The following is an 18,524-nucleotide window of genomic DNA, read 5'->3' on the forward strand; positions in this document are numbered from 1 at the left end:
TCACGGGCGGACGGCCACCGGACTTTACCTCCGGCGCGGCGACCCTTCGGTATGTCCGGTCCTGTGTTCCTCGAAGGAGACGGTGTGACGCTCTGTCCGGCCGACCAGTCGGACATCGACTTCCTCCGAGAACACGAGAACGACCCGCGCATCCGCGAGACGCGAACCGTGCGGATGCCGACAAGCGCGGACCACGTCACCGCCCGCCTCGGCGGAACGATGGGACGCGAGGAGGAGACGGTCGGACTCGTCGTCCGCGACGAGGACGACGAGGCGGTCGGATTCGTCTACCTGCTCCGGGAGGAGTCGAACGCCGTCGGCTTCCGCTACGCTGAGTTGGCCTACTGGATCGCCCACCGACGGTGGAACGAGGGCTACGCGACGGCCGCCGCCGAGACGATGGTCGAGTACGGCTTCGAGGAACTCTGCCTCCACCGCGTGAAGGCCTCCACGTTCGCCGCCAACGAGGCGTCCCAGCGCGTCCTGGAGAAACTGGGCTTCGAACGCGAGGGCGTCGCCCGCGAGGAAGTGTACGCCGACGGCGAGTGGCACGACCGGGTTCGCTACGGCCTCCTCGAGGACGAGTGGCGGGGCGACTGACGCTCCGCGGCCGAGGCGCGGAGTCGGAGCCGTCCGCTACGACAGGTCCACTTCGACGGCGACTTCGTTCCGTCGCATGAACGGCGGCGTGTAGGGGTCGTCGTACTGCCACAGGGTCGGTTCGCCGCGGACCTCGATTCCCTCGCGTTCGAGCGTGTCGAGGAGCGACTGCTCGGCGTTCGCCACCCGTCCGCTCGTCGCGTACCACGAGAACCGCTCGACGGCCATCGTCTTCGGTCCCTCGACCACCAGCCGAACGTCCGAGTTCGTCGGCATCGGCGCCGTCTCCAGCGTGTACCCCGCGGGGAGGTAGAACGCCATCCTGACGCCGTCGCCCTCCTCGTCGGTGCGGACGGGTGCGGTCATACTCACCGTCTCGCCGCGGTCCGCGCGGACGGGCGCAGTCACCCCGACCCGTTCGCCGCCGCGCGCCGCGCCGCCGGCCGGTTCCTCGGTGCGCACCGGCGCGGTCATCGAGACGGACTCGCTCGACTCGTTCGCGCCGGAGATGTAGTCGAACAGGCGACGGAACGCCGCCACTTGGTTCGGCGCCGTCGTCTCCGCGAGGAGCGTTCGCGGGTACCGGCGCAGTTCGACGCCGTCCATCGACCGGAGCGATTCGTACGGGACGCCTTCCGCCGAGCGACCGCTGTAGAGGCCCCACGCGGTCCACGCCGCGAGCGCGGTTCCGACGCCCGCCACCAGGAGTTTCGTCGGTCGTTTCATACCGGAGAGAGGTTCGCCGAGGTGAAAAACTCCCTCTCTCCCCCCTTCCCCCCGCACCCCCCTACCCCCCTCACTCCCTCTCGCCGCGTCCGCCGGCCGCTACCGCCGTCGCTGTCGCGCTAGCGCCGCCCCGGGGGTCGGCCGTCGTCGCGTCCGGACGGACGGGTGCGCGGGGTTGCCGCCTCACTCGCTCGCTAACTCGCGAATTCCGCCCGCGAGGGCGCGTGTGGCGTCCGCGCAGTCGTCCCAGTCGGTCCACTCGCGGGGGTTGTGCGAGATGCCGTCGCGGGACGGCGAGAACAGCATCCCGGCGTCGGTGGCGTCGGCGACGTGCATCGTGTCGTGCGCCGCGCCGGAGAACAGGTCCATCGCGTCGAGTTCGAACGCGTCCGCGCCGGCGCGAATCGCGTCGCAGCACCGCTCAGCCAGCGGGGTGGGCGAGACGTCCAACTCCACCTCGAACGTCGTCTCCACGTCGCGTTCGCGTTCCAGTCGCTCGCAGGTGTCGCGGACGCGGCCGGTGAGTCGCGAGATGGAGTCGGCCTCCACGTCGCGGATGTCGATGCCGAGGCGGGCGCGCCCGGGGATGACGTTCGTCGCGTTCGGCGACACGTCCAGTTTGCCGACGGTGCCGACGGCGGACTCGCTCTCCGTCTCGACGAGGTGCTGGGCCGTCGACTCCACGTCGAGGACGAGTTCGCTCGCCGCGGCGAGGGCGTCGCGCCGCCCCGGCATCGGGGTGCTGCCGGCGTGGTTGGCCTCCCCCACGATTTCGACCTGACAGTGGAAGATGCCCGTCACGTCGGTGACGACGCCCACCGGGACGCCGGCGTCTTCGAGGCGCGTCCCCTGTTCGACGTGGAGTTCGAGCCACGAGTCCCACTCGCTCGCGTCCACCGCGTCGTCGCCGCGGTAGCCCATCGACTCCAGCGCCGACTCGAGCGTGGTGCCCTCGTCGTCGGTGAGTGCGAGGGCGTCCTCGACGGACCGGACGCCGGCGGCGACGGACGACCCGAGCAGTCCGCCCGCGAAGCGCTGCCCCTCCTCTTCGGTGAACGACACGACGTCGACGGGGCGGGCGAGTTCCGTCTCCGCCTCTTGCATCGCCCGCACCGACTCCAGCGCGGCGTACACGCCCAACGGGCCGTCGAAGATGCCGCCCTCCGGCACCGAGTCGAGGTGGCTCCCGGCGGCGACGGGTGCGGCGTCCGGGTCGGCCGAGTCTGGCGTCCACCGGCCGACGATGGTGCCGACGGCGTCCACGCGGACGTCGAGTCCGGCGTCTTCGAGGCGGGAGACGAAGTGGTCGCGCGCCCCGGCGTTCGCGTCCGTCCCGGTGAGGACGGTGCGCCCGCGGCCCTCGTCGGTCTCCAGTTCGCCGAACGCGGCGTTCGCCTCGATGTCGTCGCGGAGTCGCTCCTCTGAGACGTTCATACGGAGGGTGCCGTGGCAAACTATATCAACGGCGGGGCTGCGGCGACGTGTGCGGGGTTCGAGAACGTCGCGAAGTCCGGCGGGTCGGTCGACCCGAACCGATTTGCCTCCGGCCCGAGACGAACGGACAGTGACTGGTGACGCCCGTCCCCGAGACTCGCCCGGCGGTTCCGACTCCGATTCGGACGCCGACGCCGGTTCGGACCGCCCGAACGCGGACGCGCAGTCGTCGTTCGCCGCGGTGACGACGCACGAGGAACTCGTCGCGTGGTCCCGCGCGTACTGCGAACGCGCCGTCGAGGCGTTCGCGTTCGAGGTGGACCTCTCGCGCGTCGCGTGGGAGGTGTCGACGCGGGCGAAGCGACGCGCCGCCGCCGTCAAGCGCCCGCGACTGGACGACGCGACGGTCGGCGACCCGATGTCGTGGGACGGAACGGTGCCGACGTGTACGATGTCGCTCACGTGGGCCGCGTTCGACGCGTTCGACCGGACGGAGTGGACGGCGACGCTCAGACACGAGTTGGTCCACGTCGAGCAGTTTCAGCGGTTCGGGACGACGGACCACGGCCCGCGGTTCGAACGGCGCGCCCGGGCGGTGGACGCGCCGGTGCGCGTCCGTCGGTTCGCTGACCCCGCGTACGTCCTCTCCTGTGCCGACTGCGACGCGGTGGTGGCCCGTCGCTACCGCGACTGCAAACTGGTGCGGCGACACGACGAGTACGTCTCCTCGTGCTGTTCGGCGTCGCTGACGCTGGCGGAACCGGAGTGACCCGGCCTCCGCCGCCCGATTGATGTGGGTGCCGCCGAAGCGTGTACCCGAGGCCGATTCGAGATGGTGATGACAGCCGAACAGGCCGTCCAGGTGGGAATCGTAATCGCGTCAGTCGGGGGGCTGTGGGTCGGAGCCCGCCTCCTCGTCGACTCGGTCGTCCGACTGGCCCGGCGCGTCGGCCTGTCCGAGTTGACTATCGGGCTGACCGTCGTCGCCGCCGGGACGTCGACGCCCGAACTCGTCGTCACGGCCGACGCAGCGCTGAAGGGCCTCGGCGACATCGCCGTCGGAAACGTCGTCGGGTCGAACATCTACAACCTGGCGTTCGTCCTCGGCGTCGTCTCGTTGCTCCGGGTCGTCCCGATAGAGCGGTCGCTCGTGCACCGCGACGGCGTCGCGCTCGTGGTCAGCACGCTCCTCGGCGCGTACGCCGTGTCCGACGGTGTGGTGACCAGACTGGAGGGGGCCGTCCTCGTCGGACTGTTCGTCGTCTACACGGCGGTCCTGTTGCGAGGCGGCACCGAGGCGTCGCAGTCGGCCGACTCGACGGACGCCCCGCCGGGCCTCGGCACCGCGGTGACGGAGCGCGTGCAGTTCCGCGGGCGCGACGCCGCCCTCCTGGTCGCGGGACTGGCCGTCGTCCTCGTCAGCGGCGACCTGATGGTGGGTGCGGCGTCGGGACTGGCGCGCGGCGCGGGCATCTCCGAGTGGGTCATCGGAGGTACTATCGTCGCCGCGGGGACGTCCACGCCGGAGTTCGCCGTCTCGCTCGTGGCGATGCGGCGCGGCCGCCTCGGCGTCAGCGTCGGAAACGTCGTCGGCAGCAACGTGTTCAACCTCCTCGTCATCATGGGCGTCGGCGCCCTCGTCAGTCCGTTGTCGCTGAGCGGTTCCATCGGCCTGAGTCTGGCGTGGCTACTCGCCGTCTCCGTCGCGATGGTCGCGGCGCTCTGGACGGGGCGTCGCCTCTCGCGCCCGGAGGGCGGACTGTTCGCGGGGTCCGAAGTCGTCCGGTGGGTCGTCGGCCTCCTCGGCCTCGGGTGACGCCTCGATTCCGGGGCGTCCGCCGTTCGCTCACCCCTGCGCGGGCGACGCCACGGCCGGGACGGGCACCTCGTCGAGAACGTCGTCGACGACGTCGAGCGAGTCGACGCCGCGGACGCGCGCGTCCGACGTGAGGACGAGGCGGTGGCGACACACCGCGGGGGCCGCCGCCTTCACGTCGTCGGGGACGACGTAGTCGCGGCCGCGGATGACCGCGCGGGCGCGGGCGGCCTCGAACAGTCGCTGGACGCCGCGCGGCGAGACGCCGACGTCGACGCGGGGGTCCTCGCGGGTCGCGCGCCCCACGTCCACGACGTAGTCGCGCAGTTTCCCGTCGACGCGGACGCGTTCGGGGACGGCGCGGAGGGCGGTCACCTGTTCGTTGCCGACGACCCGGGAGACGGTGGGGGCGCGGTTCGTCCGGTCTGCCCGCCGGTCGACGAGTTCGCGTTCGCCCGCGCGGCCGGGGTAGCCGAGTTCGGTCTTGACGACGAACCGGTCGCGTTGGGCCTCCGGGAGGCGGAACGTCCCCTCCTGTTCGACGGGGTTCTGCGTCGCGATGACGACGAACGGGTCCGGCAGGTCGTGCGTCACGCCGTCCACCGTCACCTGCCCCTCGCCCATCGCCTCCAGCAACGCCGCCTGCGTCTTCGGCGGCGCGCGGTTTATCTCGTCGGCGAGGACGACGTTGGCGAAGACGGGGCCGGGTTGGAACTCGAAGGCGTTCTCGCGTTCGTCGTAGACGCTCGACCCGGTGATGTCGGCGGGGAGGAGGTCGGGCGTGAACTGGATGCGGGTGAACGACAGACCGAGGGCGGCCGCGATGCTCCGCGCGGTCAGCGTCTTGCCGGTGCCGGGGACGTCTTCGAGGAGGACGTGCCCCCGGGCGAGGACGCCGGTCAAGACGGTTTCGAGGAAGTCGCGGTCCGTGACGACCGCTTCGCCGACGGCCTCGACCACGTCGTCGCACGTCGCCGCGGCCTGTGGAACGTCCATGGGGTCGCTTCGGCGGACCCCGATTTGAACTTTTCCCGTCGGAATCCCAACTGATTTATTGCCCATGCTCCCACAGATCACGACCGAGATGGCCCCTGACACCGACACCCGGACACCGCGTCGCTCCGGCCGGCCGGTATCGGACCTGACCGACACGCCGGTGTACACCCGCGACGGCTACCGACTGGGGTGCGTCGCCGGCGTCGCGGTGAACGTCGACGCCGAACGGGCGTCCGGGGTGCTCGTCGGCGACGTGCGCGAGGACCGATTTCCGGACCTCCAGACCGGGAGACGGGGGGTCAGCGTCCCGTACGACCGAATCGACGGCGTCGGCGACGTCGTCGTCGTGGACGTCCCGGGGTCGGCGTTCGGCGCCACGCCGGCCGAGGGGACGGAGTCTGCGGACCTGTCCGAGGCGTTGACCGACGCCGGCCGTCGACGGCGACGGTCGGAGACGCGCTGAGAGCGGACGCGTCGAGAGCGGACGCGTCGAGAACGGACGCGTCGAGAACGGACGCGTCGAGGACGGACCCCGGGGGCGACGGAGCGACGATTTTCGACGCGCCGTCAGTCTCGACGGAGCAGGAGCAACGCGGCCGCGGCGACTGCGACGACTGCGGTGACGGGCGAGAACCCCGGCACGCCCGTCCCCGTGACGGCCGGCGTCGCCCGCCGGTCGCCCGACTCGTTCGACTGGGTCGTCGCCGTCCGTCCGGCACTCGCCGTCGTCCGCTCGGCATCCGTCGCCGTCAGTTCGACTCTCGTCGCCGTCTCTGACTCACGCTCGGCCGCCGCCCGTTCGGGTCGCGGCGTCGGCGTCGCCGCCGGCGTGTTCGTGGCCGTCACCGTCGCCGTGACCGTCGGTGTCGTCGTCGTGTGAGTGACGGTCGGCGTGGCCGTCAGCGTCGGCGTCGGCGTCGGTTCGGGCGTCGACGGGGCGGGCGGCGGTGGCGGTGCCCCGGACGACCCCGACCCAGACGAGTCGTCGTCCTCCGGCGTGGGGGTGGCCGTCGGTGTCGACGTGGGCGTCGGCGACGGGGTGGGCGTCGGCGTCGTCGGTACCGTCGCCGTCCCGTCGAGTGCCACGTCGAGGACGCCGAGTTCGGCCGTCGTCACCGAGAGCGTCGCCGCGTGGTCCCCGCTGGCGTTCGGCGCGTACGACACCGTCACGTCGAGCGTCGTCCCCGGCGTCACGGTCACGTTCTTCGGCGGGTTCGCGAGGCCGAACTGGTCGGCGTCCGGCCCGACGATATCGGCGTCGAGGACGGTCAGATTCGCCCGGCCGACGTTCGACACGGCGGCGTTCCCCGTCGCCGTCGCGTCCACCTCGGCCGACAGCGAGAGGTTCGTGCGGTTCGCCGCCGGTTCGCCGACGGCGTAGACGCCGTAGGTGCCGTTCTCGTTCGCCTCGACGGTGACCGCGTTCGCGTCCGTGTCGACGCTCGCGTTCGTCTCGGTCCAGTCGCCGCCGGCGTTCGTCCAGACGGCGACGGTGGACTCGTTCGCGTGCGACTCGTCGTATCGCAGCGTCACCGTCGCGTTCGTTGCGTTCGTCGTCGCGTTCCCGACGCTGACGTTCGCCGTTCGGTTCGCGCGCGCGAACGTCAGGTTCGGCGCGGCCGAGAGGCGACTCCGGTTCGGCGGCGCGTCCGCCGAGTCGAGGGCGACGCTGAGGTTCTCCCCCTGCAGGTCGAACGACGGCGCGTCGTCGGGCGAGACGTTCGTCAGCGTCACGTTCGACACGTTCGACGCGCGCAGGGCCGTCGTCGTCTCCGCCGAGACGTTCGTCAGTTCGAGCGTGGTCAGGTTCGACGCCTCGACGCCGACCGGTCGGTCTCGGACGGTCAGGTCGCGCACGGTGAGAGTCGTCGCGTTCGCCGTCGTGGTGAGGACGGCGCCGCCCTCGGCGGCGGCGAACGCCCTCCCGTCGCCGTCGAGGGTCACGTTCGCGGCGTCGACGACGAGTGAGTCGGGCGTCGCGCTCCCGCCGGTGTCGAGTCGGTAGTCGCCGTCGTACCGCAGGCGTCCGTCCGGCGGCAGGTCGTACGCCCCGAGTCGCGCGAGCGCGTTCGACGCGTCCACCTCGCCGTACCCCGTCTGCGCGTTCGGGACGGTTCCGACGGGGCGTGCGCTCCGCGTCAGGTTCGTCTTCAGTTCGGCCGGCGAGAGCCGGCGGTTGGCGTCCAGCATCGTCGCGAGGACGCCCGCGGCGTGGGGTGCGGCGGCCGACGTGCCGTAGAACCCGTTCGCGTAGACGCTGGAGGTGACGCCGTCGGCGGCCACCACGTCGGGCTTGCGTCGGCCGTCGATGGTCGGCCCGCGCGAGGAGAACGACTCCAGACGCCCCGTCGCGTGGTCGTACGCGCCGACGCTGACCGCGCGGCGGTTCGTCGCCGCCAGCGTGAGACTGCGCGCGTCCGTCCACTCGTCGGTGAACTCGGCACCGTCGTTCAGGAACACGTCGAAGTCGGCCGTCCCGTCGGCGCTCACCCGCTCTATCGTCAGGTACGCGGTGGAGATGCCGTAGTCGTCGAGGTACTCGGTGAACGCCTCGGTCGGGTTTTGCGCACCGACTTGATAGTCGTCGGCGCAGCGGAGGGCAGTCGCGTTCTCCACGTCCGCGTCGGCGTACAGGCAGAGCTTGTAATCTTGGTCGGTGCCGGGCCAGTCGTTCCACTGCGCCCACACCGTGACCCGGTCGTTCGCGTCGATGGCGAGCGACTCCGTGGACCCGTTCACGTTCAGGTAGCCGTCGCCGTCGGGGTCCGACCACGTCCCGTTCCAGTGGTGTCCGCCCGCGGAGTTCCCGGCGGAGACGACCCACGACGTGCCGTTCGCGACGCTGTCGCCGATGGCGTCGTCCATCTCCGAGGTGCCGTCCAGCGGACCGACGTTGTACCACCCGAGCGACATCGACACCACGTCCGTCGAGGTGTTCGATTCGAGCCAGTCGACGGCCCGGTAGAAGTCGAACAGCGAGTCGACGCGCACCAGTACGAGCGAGGCGTTCGGCGCCGTCTCGGCGACGAGTTCGGCCGTCGCCGTCCCGTGACCGCCGGTGCCGTCGACGCCGGCACCGGTGTAGTCTCTCGTCTTCGCCACGCGCCCCTTCAGCGCGGGGTGGTCCAGGTCGAACTGGTCGACGTCTATCACGGCGACGGTGACGTTCGCGCCGCCGTACCCGCGCGCGTGGAGCGACTCCAACTCGGCCGTCTGGAGCGCTTCCGTCGTCCCGTCGGACCCGGCGAACGAGACGGGTCGGACCGGAGCGCGGACGAACGACACGGCCGACTCGTTCGCCAGCGCCAGTATCTCCTCGCGCGTCGCCGTCGCCTCGACGTACCGGCCGTGCGCCGCGGTTCGCGCGTCGCGGCCGAGGACGCGGGCGACTGCGGCCCGCCCGGCGGCGACGTTCGCGGCGTCGAGTTCGACGACGACGGACCGCCCGGCGGGGCCGTCGCTCGACCGGACCGACAGCGTTCCGGCGCGACGGACCGTCGCCGTTCGGTCCGTCTCGCCGTCGTCCGAGAGCAGTTCCGCGCCGACCTTCGCCCGCGTCGCGTTCGGGACGGCCGCGGGGCGGCGGTCGGACGGCGTCGTCGTGGCGGAGTCGGCCGTCGGTCGTGGCGTGGTCGTCTCCTGCAGTATGGTAGTACGCGTGCGCGTTGGAGAGGGCGTCGCCGTGCGCGCCGTCACCGTCCGTGTGGCCGTCTCCGCCTGTGTGGGTGCCACCGTCGTCGCCGACTGCGTCGCCCGGCCGCCGGCTGCCCCACTCTCGGCGGGCGTCCCGCCGAACGCCGCGACGACGGGCGGGGCGACGCCAGCGAGGACGACGGCGACGGCGACGACTGCGACGAACGCGGTCCGAGAGCGCATCAGGTCCCCCCGCGACCGAGGGCCGCGGACGGGTCGTGCTTCACCGGCGTCTGCGGCGGCCGGACGGACGCCACGCCGTCGGCCGTCGCCAGCGCAGGCAACGCCTCGACGGCGACGCGTCCTTCCACGAGCGACCCGTGGCGCGCCGTCGCGTCGAACGGCGGCGACGACGGTGGGTCGGCCCCGCCTCGGAGTTCGACGACGACGAGGACGCGCCCCTCGTCGTACGTCAACCCCTCGCGGTCGGCGTACGCCGACCGGTCGTCCGCCTCGACCAACCCGACGAGCGTGTCGTCGAGTCGCTCTCGCGCGTCGGCATCCACCGTGACCGGCCGCCGTTCGGCCGACGGCGTCGCTGTCCCCGTTCCCGTCCCATCCCGCTCCCCCGTCCCCGACGAACCGGCCTCCGCCGTCGGGTGCCCCCCGAGACACCCCGACAGGCCCGCGACGCGGACCGAGACGAGACCGGCGACGAATCGACGTCGGGTCGAATCGTCGAACACGACCGCCGGTTTCTATCGAGGGAGAATATCTCTTTTGGGTGACTATCTGAACGGAGATACTGAATCGAACTGTGATACGACGGACGAGCCAGTTATCGTCCGCGGGCACTAAACCGAGAGAATGAACGCCGCACGTCTCTTGGCCCTCGTCGTGGCCGTCTCGCTTCTCGTCCCGGTCGGCGCCGTCGGCGGCGTTCCCGCGGTTCGTCTCACCGTCTCCGACGCCGTCGTCGCCCCGGCCACGCCCGTCGTGGGCGAACAGGTCACGGTGACGGTCACCGTCGCCAACTCCGTCGGGAGCGAGTCCGCCGTCAGCGTCGACCAACTCCGACTGACCGACGGCGACCGGGAAGTCGCCCGCGCGACGCGCGTCGGGGCGCTTTCGCCGGGCGACGCCGTGACCGTCCCCCTCGCCGCGTCGTTCGCCGAGGCGGGACCGCGGGTGCTCACGCTCTCGGTCGTCGGTACCGACGCGAACGACCGGACCGTGCGCGTGGACCGCCCCGTACCCGTGGTCGTCGAGTCCGCCCCGCCACTCGTCGAACTCGCCGTCGCCGAGGCGGCCGTCGAGAGCGAGTCGCGCCTCGCCGTCTCCCTGTCGAACCCGACGACCGCGCCGATGCGAAACCTCGTCGTCGCGGTCAACGAGTCGCTCGGGCAGGCCGTCGAGAGTCGGCGGACGCTCCCGACCCTCGCGGCCGGCGAGACGGCGACGCTGAACCTCTCGGTCGTCCCCGACGAACCGGGCGTCCGGACCGCGAGCGTGGACGTGACCTACACCACCGCTTCCGGCGTCGCCCGGACGACGACGTTCGCCCGGTCCGTCGCCGTCGACCCGTTCGTCGACGACGTGGGTCTGGCCGTCGTCCCCGTCCGACCCGACGAGGCGGCCGACGACGCGACCGGCGGACTGGGCGGCCTCCTCGGCGGACTGGGCGGCGTCGCCGGCGTCGGCGGCGGCGGCGCGGTCACCACCGGCGGCGACGGCGCCGCGGACGACCCGCTCCCGATCCGCTACGAGGTGACGGCGACCAACTTCGGCACCGTGCCCGTCGACAGCCTCGTCCTCGCGCCGACGACCGAGAACGAGACGCTCCCCAGAGTTCGCCTCCCCGAGTCGCTCGCGCCCGGCGAGTCGGCGACGGCGACGCTCGACCTCTCGGCCGTCCGCGCGCCCGCCACCGTGACGTTGGACGCGACGTACCGCGCGGGGGTCCGGGCGGGCGAGACGAACGCGACGTTCCGACACACGCCCGCCGTCGCAGACGTGCGACTCACCGACCTCGACGTGCTCCGAGACGGGGACGCCGAGGGTCGCGTGACCGTCTCGGGCAACGTGGCGAACCTCGGCGACGCCGACCTCACGGGCGTCGTCGTCGCCGGCGTCGCCACCGACGACGTGCGTCCGGTCTACCCGCACCGCGACTACTTCGTCGGGTCGCTCGGCGGGAGCGACTTCGCGCCGTTCGAACTCACCGCCGCGGTCAACGAGTCCGCGGCCGCGGTTCCGGTGCGAGTGACGTACCGCGTCGACGGCGAACGCGTCGAACGCACCGTTCGCGTCCCGCTCTCGGACGACGACGCCGAAGCGAACGGACCGCTCGCCGCGTCGTTCGGCGGCGGGCCGGTCGGAGACGGGGCGGTCGGTGCCGTCGCGGGCGGCACCGGCGGTGCCCTGTTCGCACTCGTCGCGGGCGTCCTCGCGGTCGGTCTCCTCGGGGCCGGTGCCCTCCGCAGGGGACCGGTTCGGGGATGGATACAGCGTCGCCGCGGGAGCGGCGATTCGGGGTCGTCCCGACGCGACGACGCCGAGGCAAGTCGGCGTGACGACGCGGTGACGACTCGACCCGACGCGTTCGGACCGGGGCGGAGCGAGCCGTGAGTTCGCGGTACGTCTCCGCACTTCGACTCCCGACGGTTCGGCTCGCCCGGAGGAACCTCTCGCGTAACCGGATTCGGACGGGGCTGGCCGCCCTCGGCATCGTCATCGGCGTCTTCGCCATCGCCGCCCTCGGCATCCTCGGGAGCGTACTCGAACTCACCGCCGCCGACTCTATCGGCTCGCTCGGAAATCAGGTCATCGTGACGCCGAACGCCGACGCGGGCGTCCAGTCGCTCACCGACCGCGACGTGCAGGCGATTCGGCGCGCCGCCGCCGGCGCGGAGGTGATACCCATCGTCTCCGGCGGCGCCCTCGCGGCCAACGGCGACCGGCAGACGTTCGCCACGCTGTACGGCCTCGACGACCCGAACGCCCTCTTCGAACCGGGCGAGGGCGAACTGCCGGTCCGTCACCGCCGCGGCGCCATCGTCGGCGCGGACGTGGCCGCGGAACTCGGTCTCTCCGTCGGTCGGTCGGTCGCGATAGAGGGTCGCGAGTATCGCGTCGTCGCCGTCCTCGCGGAGACGGAGGGCATCTCGCTGGTGCAGGCCGACGGCGCGATTCTCCTCCCGCGGGACGCGTTCGTCCAGCGAGACTACTCGCAGGTCATCGTCCGCGCCGACACCGGCCCGGCGGCGACGCGCGCGGCCGACGCCGTCCGCGAGACGCTCAACGTCCGCGACGACCGCGTCTCCGTCTTCGAACTCTCGGCGGTCACCTCGCAGGTGAACCGCTTCTTCGACCTCCTGAACGCCTTCCTCCTCGGCATCGGTGCCATCTCGCTCGTCGTCGCGGGGGTCGCCATCCTGAACGTGATGCTGATGAGCGTGAACGAACGCCGCGAGGAGATCGGCGTCCTCCGCGCCGTCGGCGTCCAGCGAATCGACGTCCTCCGGACGATTCTGGTCGAGGCGGGACTGCTCGGCGTCGCCGGCGGACTGGCCGGCGTCGGCCTCGCCGTGGTCGGCACGGCGGCCCTCTACGTCGCCATCCCGGAGGTCACGCTCTCGGTCGTCCTCGCGGCCCGGAACGGTGGCTTCCTCCTCCTCGCGTTCGGCTTCGGCGTCGCCGTCAGTCTCCTCAGCGGCCTGTACCCGGCGTGGCGCGCCGCGAGTCGCCCGCCGGTAGACGCGCTCAGACGGACCTAAAGACTCCCCTACCGCCGACTAACCGGTGAGTAACTAACACTCCGTAGGCCGTGGTGGTAACCGCTCCTCGGATTTCAGTCCCGTTCTCGGTCTGCCAGGAGCGAACATGGGTTGGTGGTCGGCGGTTCCCACCCCGCCGGACCACTCTCTGAACGTTCGACTCTCAGCGGCGGCTATCGCGCCGACGGTTCGTCGCCCTCGGTCCGCACCTCGAAGCGCGCGCCCCCGGACCCGCTCTCCGTGACGCGCACCGCCCACCCGTGGGCGCGGGCGATGGTCCGGACGATACCGAGGCCGAGTCCGGTCCCCTCGGGATTCGTCGAGACGCCGGGTTCGAACACCTCGCCTCGGTCGGCCTCGGGGATGCCGCACCCGTCGTCGTCGACGAAGAAGCCGTCTCCGCCGTCCAGTCGGCCGACGCGGACCGTAATCGCGTGGGACTCGGTGTCGGCTCCGAACTCCGTCCGGTCGTTCGTGGAGCCATGCTCCACGCTGTCTCCGGGAGCGGAGCGACCGGAGGCACGTCGAGCGCCGTGCTCGACCGAGTTCCGAAACAGGTTCTCGAACAGTTGCTTGACCCGACCCTCGTGGGCTTCGACCGTCCCGAGGTCGTCGTCGACCACGAGTTCGGCGCCGGGGTCGCCGGCCGTCGCCGTCTCCCACGACTCGCGTACGACGCTCGCGAGGAGGACCGTCTCCAGTTCCTCGACTGGCTGACCGTGCCGAGCGAGGTTCAGCATGTCCTCGACGATGCGACGCATCCGCTCGTGGGCGTTCTCGATTCGTTCGATTCGGGCCGCGACCGACTCGTCGTCGCCCGCCTCGTGGCTCGCTCGCAGCATCTCCAGTTGCCCCGACGCGAGGTTCAGCGGGTTCCGCAGGTCGTGACTGACGACGCTCGCCACCTGTTCGAGTTGTTCGTTCTGGTGTTCGAGTTCGCGCTCGTGTCGTCGAAGCAGTTGCTCGCGTTCGACCCGTTCGAGCGCCGCTCTGGCGTTCGAGGCGAGTATCTTCGCCAGCGAGACGCGCGAGTCGTTCAGCTTCCCGCGCTCTCGCGACCCGGCCATCAACACGCCGTAGTCGCCGATGGGAAGGATGACCTCGCTCTGCACCTCCGTCTCGGGGTTCATCACGTCGGGGTCGTCGACGACGTCCTCGAACACCTCCCCCTCGCCGCTCTCGAACACCCGCCACGCGATGCCGTTCTCGCGGGGGATATCGGAGATGTCGACGGCGCTCGCCGCCTCCTCGGACAGCGCGTGCGCGACCAGCGCGTCGCGCTCCTCGTCGTAGAAGGCGACGCCGTTCATCGGGTAGTCGAGGATGTTCTCCGCCGCGTCGCTGACGATTTCGGCCACGTCGTCGTACGTCGTCGCCGTCGTCAGTTCACGGCTCGCGCTGTGAAGCGCGCTCAACCGCCGTTGATACCGCGTTCGCTCGGTCACGTCCGTCGCGATGGCGACAACTCCCTCCGGTTCACCCGTCGCCTCCCGCCCGTCGTCCGTCTCGCGTCCCGACGAGCGCACGTCCCGAAGCGGCGAGAGGCCGACTTCCACGTACTCGATGTCTCCCGCGAGGAACACCTCGAGTTCGATTCGCTCGTGCTCTACCTCGCCGCTCAGCACGCGTTCGACGCCCGCCTCCAGCGCTTCGAGGCCGTCTTCGCTCACCAGACCGAGTTCCTCGATGACCGAGAGGTCCTCGCCGACTATCTGCTCGGCCGAAACTCCGACCTGCCACTCGACGACGTGGTTCACGAACTCGACTCGACCGTCCGTTCCGATGACGTACGCCCCCTGCTGGATGTTCCGGACGACGTTCTCGTACCGCTGTAACTGCTCTTCGCGCTCTCTGCGTTCGGTCACGTCGCGGGAGTTGACGACGACGCCGTCGATGCTCTCCACCGGGTCCGCGCGGGCGACGGCCTCCAGCCAGACCCACGACCCGTCGTCGTGTCGAACCCGGAACTGCATCGTCTCGACGGCGTCGGACGGCGACTCGTACAGGCGATCCAGCAGTCGTTCGACCCGCTCTCTATCGTCGGCGTGGACGAACGACTGCACGGTGGTTCCCACGGCGTCCTCCGGGGCGGTCCCGAGGATTCGCTCGCTGGACGGGCTCTGATACTGGACCACGCCGTCCCGGTCGACGATGGTCACGAGGTCCGAGGAGCGCTCGATGAGCGCCTGGAACCGCTCCTCGACGCGTTCCTCGTCGCTCATCTCGCGGACGGAACCGAGGACGGCGCGCTCGCCTTCGTACCGTATCAGTTGCACGCTGAACTTGCAGCGCTTCGCCGACCCGTCTTTGGTGACGATTCGCGCCGTGTAGCGCGACGGCGTGTTCGACTCTCCCCGCGCCCGTTCGGCCGCGATGTCGCGGACGCGCTCTCTGTCGTCGGGGTGGACGAGGCTCCAGATGGTCTTCTCCATCAGTTCGTCCTCGTCGTAGCCCGTCAGTTCGCACGCGCGGTGGTTGACGAATCGGAACCGGTCGCCCTGATAGACGTAGATGGCGTCGTGACTCCGCTCGACGACGGTGCGGTACAACTGCTCGCTCTCCCGGAGTCGCCGCTCCGTCCGGTAGTGTTCGACGGCGTTCTGGACCCGGTTCGCGAGGAGGTCGAACTGCTCGGAGCGCACCCCCTTCTGGATGTAGTCGGTGACGCCCGCGGAGATGGCCTCGCTCGCCACCTCTTCGCTCCCGCGACTCGTGAAGAGGACGAACGGGAGCCGTTCGTCCACCGCGCGGACCGACTTCAGGAGGTCGAGTCCGGTCGTCGTCCCCATCTCGTGGTCGCTGACGACGCAGTCGATGCACGCCGTCCCCGCGTCGCGGCTTCCGTCGCTCGACCCCGAGTCCGTGAGACGGTCGAGAGCCGCCTCGGGGTCCGTCTCGACGTCGACCTCGAAGCCGTCTCGCTGTTCGAGATACGTCGCCGTCAACTCGGCGAACGCGGAGTCGTCGTCGACGTGCAGTACGCGGACCGGCTCGGTCATTAATGACGGTTGACGATTCTCATACTTATCAGTTCGCAAGAGATTACCGCTTGCCTCGTTCTCGGGCTACAGGTTCGCTCGAATCTCCTCGCGGAGACGGTCGCGAACCGACGCCACGTCCGGGTCGTCGTCGGTGAGGCTGAACTGCGTGTGTCGTTCGTCGGCGTCGAGGGCCTCCGAGAGGATGCCGCCGCGGCGGTCCACCTCGACGAACACGTCCAGCGACGCCGCCGAGGCGACGAACACGAGTTCTAGCTCGTCCAAATCGCCGCGGAACTCGCCGCCGGACGGCCGGAACTCGAACTCCTGGACGAACCGTCGCTCGCCGGCGTACCGGCCGTACGGGTCGGCCGAACACTCGGCGGTTCGGAGCGACAGGCCGAGTTCCTCCGCGGCGTCGAAGACGGCCTGCATCCGCGGCGTCGGCCGCACGTCGAGGTAGTCCACGTCCTCGGGGTCGACGGCCATGTCTATCTCCAACTCCGTCTCGACCCACACCTCGGTGGACCCGAGGGTCAACGGCGTCTCCCACGGAATCGTGATCTCCGCGTCGTACGTCGTCTCTTCGTCGGGTTCGATTTCGAACGCCTCGCCCAGGCGCATCCGACCGACGGTGGCGTCTTCGACGCCCTCCTCGGTTCGGTACCGCGTCTCGACTTCGAGGTCGATGGCACTGACGGACTGCGCCGCGTCGCCGCCGCTGACGCGGACTTCGGCGGTGACAGTCTCGCCGGGCGAGACGGTGGTGGAGGGCAGGACGGTGTCGACGCTGGCGTTACCGATGCCGACGCTCGCGAGGATTTTCTTCATGCGTCTTCCCGAGATTCTCACCCCGCTGTTGTATGTTTTCTCCCGCCGGCGAAACGGCCGTCTCACCGGGCGTGGCAACACCACTCTGTCCGCTGTTCTCGCGAGGACTGCGGCGACCCGCGGTCAGTCCACGTGGCCGCCGCCGTCCACCCACACCGTCTCGCCGGTGACGTAGGAGGCGTTCTCGCTGGCCAGGTAGAGGTACGCGCTCGCCATCTCCTCGGGGTCGGCCGCCCGGTGCGGGAGTCCGGGCGTCTCGCCCTCGGGCCGCATCTCCTCGGCCTCTTCGGCCCACCCCTCGCGAATCTCGGTCGCGACGGGGCCGGGAGCGACGGCGTTCACGCGGACGCCCTCGGGCGCGAGTTCGAGGGCCGCGCTGCGGGTTATCATCCGCACCGCGCCCTTGGTCGCCGCGTAGTGGGAGTGGTCCCACGCCGCCCGGCCCTGCGTGTCGGAGGAGGTGTTGACGACGACGCCCTCGACGCCGCGTTCGACCATGTCGTTCGCGGCGTACTGCGTCCCGAAAAATGTCCCGCGCGCGTTGACGCCGTACACGTCGTCGAACTCCTCTGGCGTCACGTCGCGGAAGCGCGTCTTGGTGTAGACGCCGGCGTTGTTCACCATCACGTCGACGCCGCCGTACTCGCGGGCGTGTTCGACGAGTGCCTCCACCTCGGCCGGGTCCGACACGTCGCACTCGACGTACTCGGCGTCGCCGCCCTCGCGCCGAATCGCCTCGTGGGTCGGCCGGTCCGCGTCCGGATCCTTCGGGTCCGCCCGCACGTCCGCGTTCACGACCGTCGCGCCCGCGTCGCCGAACGCGAGGGCGACGGCCCGTCCGATACCCGAACTGCCGCCGGTGACGACCACCGTCTCGCCGGCGAAGTCCGCAGTGATTCGTCCCATGGCGGCCGTTCGGCCGCGTCGCTCAAGGGTCGTGCGGTAGCCGCCCAGTTTACCGTCTCCTCGACGCGTCCGCCGTTCGCGAATCTCGCACCGTTCGCGCGGCCTCCAGAGTCTACGATGTGTGAAAATTGTAGAAATTCCGGACGATTCGAGCCGTCGGAAGACGAATCGACGGTCTGAAGAATCGAGGCGACGGGGCGGTCAGGTCGGCTTCTCGAACGGCGACCGCGCGCCGTCGGGTTCGTGGCCGGGGAGGGTGATGAGGTTCCGCCGGCCGAGCGAGATTTTCGTCACCTGTCCCTCGTCGGCCATCGAGGAGAGGACGCGACTGACCGTCGCCTTCGACCACCCGGTCTCGGAGACGATGGTGCTCTGTTCGAGTCGACCGCCCGCCTCTTCGAGGATGGCGAGTATCTCGTCCTCGCGGGTGAGGGGTTCGTCGTACGGTTCGGGTCCCGCGTCGTCGGCCTCGGCCGCAGACTCGGTCGACGCGGCCTCGGCGGCGGGTTCGGGGACCGGTTCGGTCGCAGTCTCCGCCTCGACCGGTTCGGTCGCGGCGGGCGTCGTGGCGGCCGAATCCACCGCGGCGGCGCCGGCGCCGTCCGGCCCGTCGCCGTCGTCGGTCGTCGCCGCCGCGCCGTCGCCGCGACGACGCCACCAGAGGTACCCGCCGCCGGCGGCGAGGACGGCGGCGCCGAGGAGGGTGAATCCGACGTCCGGCGAGACGGGTGCGTTGGCCTGCGCGTCCTGTCCGGGGTCCGACCCGCGTTCAATCTCCACCTTGTCGCTGGTGCCGTCGCCGTCGGTGTCGGCCTTGTTCGGGTTCGT

The 18,524-nt window shown here is 70.8% G+C and carries 15 protein-coding genes; 6 read left to right on the forward strand and 9 right to left on the reverse strand.

The genetic code is table 11. The features are described from left to right. The first annotated feature begins 51 nt into the window (after positions 1 to 51). Entirely contained in the window at positions 52 to 600 is a 549-nt protein-coding gene (locus tag BM310_RS20255; protein WP_089811259.1) for a GNAT family N-acetyltransferase, read from the forward strand. 36 nt (positions 601 to 636) lie between these two features. Here BM310_RS20255 and BM310_RS20260 read toward each other — a convergent pair whose 3' ends face one another. Both BM310_RS20260 and BM310_RS20265 read right to left on the reverse strand, forming a co-directional pair. Beyond that, a complete protein-coding gene (locus BM310_RS20260; protein ID WP_089811260.1) occupies positions 637 to 1,326 on the reverse strand; it encodes an SOUL family heme-binding protein in 690 nt (229 codons plus the stop codon). A 183-nt stretch (positions 1,327 to 1,509) separates the two neighbouring features. Next, complete coding sequence (locus BM310_RS20265; protein ID WP_089811262.1) at positions 1,510 to 2,760, reverse strand: M20 family metallo-hydrolase; 1,251 nt, start codon at positions 2,758 to 2,760, stop codon at positions 1,510 to 1,512. A 241-nt stretch (positions 2,761 to 3,001) separates the two neighbouring features. Here BM310_RS20265 and BM310_RS20270 point away from each other — a divergent pair, with 241 nt between their 5' ends. Both BM310_RS20270 and BM310_RS20275 read left to right on the forward strand, forming a co-directional pair. Continuing rightward, a complete protein-coding gene (locus BM310_RS20270; RefSeq protein ID WP_089811314.1) occupies positions 3,002 to 3,529 on the forward strand; it encodes a SprT-like domain-containing protein in 528 nt (175 codons plus the stop codon). Between the two features lie 63 nt (positions 3,530 to 3,592). Continuing rightward, positions 3,593 to 4,576, forward strand: coding sequence for a calcium/sodium antiporter (locus tag BM310_RS20275; protein ID WP_089811264.1), 984 nt, complete (start codon positions 3,593 to 3,595; stop codon positions 4,574 to 4,576). Positions 4,577 to 4,606: 30 nt separating this feature from the next. On the opposite strand, the gene BM310_RS20280 is transcribed toward BM310_RS20275, so the two are convergent. Continuing rightward, positions 4,607 to 5,572, reverse strand: coding sequence for an AAA family ATPase (locus BM310_RS20280; protein ID WP_089811266.1), 966 nt, complete (start codon positions 5,570 to 5,572; stop codon positions 4,607 to 4,609). 88 nt (positions 5,573 to 5,660) lie between these two features. Here BM310_RS20280 and BM310_RS20285 point away from each other — a divergent pair, with 88 nt between their 5' ends. Next, a complete protein-coding gene (locus BM310_RS20285) occupies positions 5,661 to 6,035 on the forward strand; it encodes a PRC-barrel domain-containing protein (RefSeq protein WP_089811316.1) in 375 nt (124 codons plus the stop codon). A 104-nt stretch (positions 6,036 to 6,139) separates the two neighbouring features. Here BM310_RS20285 and BM310_RS21600 read toward each other — a convergent pair whose 3' ends face one another. Then, a complete protein-coding gene (locus BM310_RS21600; protein ID WP_089811268.1) occupies positions 6,140 to 9,448 on the reverse strand; it encodes a S8 family serine peptidase in 3,309 nt (1,102 codons plus the stop codon). Further along, a complete protein-coding gene (locus BM310_RS20295) occupies positions 9,448 to 9,951 on the reverse strand; it encodes a hypothetical protein (protein WP_089811271.1) in 504 nt (167 codons plus the stop codon). The genes BM310_RS21600 and BM310_RS20295 overlap by 1 nt, the downstream gene beginning before the upstream one ends. A gap of 121 nt (positions 9,952 to 10,072) precedes the next feature. Between BM310_RS20295 and BM310_RS20300 the strand changes: the two genes are divergently transcribed. Together BM310_RS20300 and BM310_RS20305 are read left to right on the forward strand one after the other, a co-directional pair. Continuing rightward, positions 10,073 to 11,833, forward strand: a complete 1,761-nt coding sequence (locus BM310_RS20300; protein WP_089811274.1) for a COG1361 family protein — start codon at positions 10,073 to 10,075, stop codon at positions 11,831 to 11,833. Next, a complete protein-coding gene (locus BM310_RS20305; protein WP_089811275.1) occupies positions 11,830 to 12,981 on the forward strand; it encodes an ABC transporter permease in 1,152 nt (383 codons plus the stop codon). The genes BM310_RS20300 and BM310_RS20305 overlap by 4 nt, the downstream gene beginning before the upstream one ends. 173 nt (positions 12,982 to 13,154) lie before the next feature. On the opposite strand, the gene BM310_RS20310 is transcribed toward BM310_RS20305, so the two are convergent. The 4 genes from BM310_RS20310 to BM310_RS20325 all read right to left on the reverse strand — a co-directional run. Beyond that, positions 13,155 to 15,980, reverse strand: coding sequence for a PAS domain S-box protein (locus BM310_RS20310; RefSeq protein WP_089811277.1), 2,826 nt, complete (start codon positions 15,978 to 15,980; stop codon positions 13,155 to 13,157). A 66-nt stretch (positions 15,981 to 16,046) separates the two neighbouring features. Beyond that, positions 16,047 to 16,790, reverse strand: a complete 744-nt coding sequence (locus BM310_RS20315; RefSeq protein WP_089811279.1) for a sporulation protein — start codon at positions 16,788 to 16,790, stop codon at positions 16,047 to 16,049. 123 nt (positions 16,791 to 16,913) lie between these two features. Beyond that, the gene (locus BM310_RS20320) at positions 16,914 to 17,696 is read right to left on the reverse strand and encodes an SDR family NAD(P)-dependent oxidoreductase (RefSeq protein WP_089811281.1); all 783 of its coding nucleotides are present in this window, start codon (positions 17,694 to 17,696) and stop codon (positions 16,914 to 16,916) included. Positions 17,697 to 17,897: 201 nt separating this feature from the next. Continuing rightward, positions 17,898 to 18,524, reverse strand: a 627-nt coding sequence (locus tag BM310_RS20325) for a helix-turn-helix transcriptional regulator (protein ID WP_143105204.1), incomplete at its 5' end; no start/stop codon positions are given.

The sequence above is a fragment of the Halogeometricum rufum genome, assembly GCF_900112175.1.
Lineage (GTDB): Archaea > Halobacteriota > Halobacteria > Halobacteriales > Haloferacaceae > Halogeometricum > Halogeometricum rufum.

Excerpts from the sequence above, each read along its gene's own strand:
- BM310_RS20255 (WP_089811259.1), top strand. The coding sequence starts at position 52 with ATGTCCGGTCCTGTGTTCCTCGAAGGAGACGGTGTGACGCTCTGTCCG.
- BM310_RS20260 (WP_089811260.1), bottom strand. The coding sequence starts at position 1,326 with ATGAAACGACCGACGAAACTCCTGGTGGCGGGCGTCGGAACCGCGCTC.
- BM310_RS20265 (WP_089811262.1), bottom strand. The coding sequence starts at position 2,760 with ATGAACGTCTCAGAGGAGCGACTCCGCGACGACATCGAGGCGAACGCC.
- BM310_RS20275 (WP_089811264.1), top strand. The coding sequence starts at position 3,593 with ATGGTGATGACAGCCGAACAGGCCGTCCAGGTGGGAATCGTAATCGCG.
- BM310_RS20280 (WP_089811266.1), bottom strand. The coding sequence starts at position 5,572 with ATGGACGTTCCACAGGCCGCGGCGACGTGCGACGACGTGGTCGAGGCC.
- BM310_RS20285 (WP_089811316.1), top strand. The coding sequence starts at position 5,661 with ATGGCCCCTGACACCGACACCCGGACACCGCGTCGCTCCGGCCGGCCG.
- BM310_RS21600 (WP_089811268.1), bottom strand. The coding sequence starts at position 9,448 with ATGCGCTCTCGGACCGCGTTCGTCGCAGTCGTCGCCGTCGCCGTCGTC.
- BM310_RS20300 (WP_089811274.1), top strand. The coding sequence starts at position 10,073 with ATGAACGCCGCACGTCTCTTGGCCCTCGTCGTGGCCGTCTCGCTTCTC.
- BM310_RS20310 (WP_089811277.1), bottom strand. The coding sequence starts at position 15,980 with ATGACCGAGCCGGTCCGCGTACTGCACGTCGACGACGACTCCGCGTTC.
- BM310_RS20315 (WP_089811279.1), bottom strand. The coding sequence starts at position 16,790 with ATGAAGAAAATCCTCGCGAGCGTCGGCATCGGTAACGCCAGCGTCGAC.
- BM310_RS20320 (WP_089811281.1), bottom strand. The coding sequence starts at position 17,696 with ATGGGACGAATCACTGCGGACTTCGCCGGCGAGACGGTGGTCGTCACC.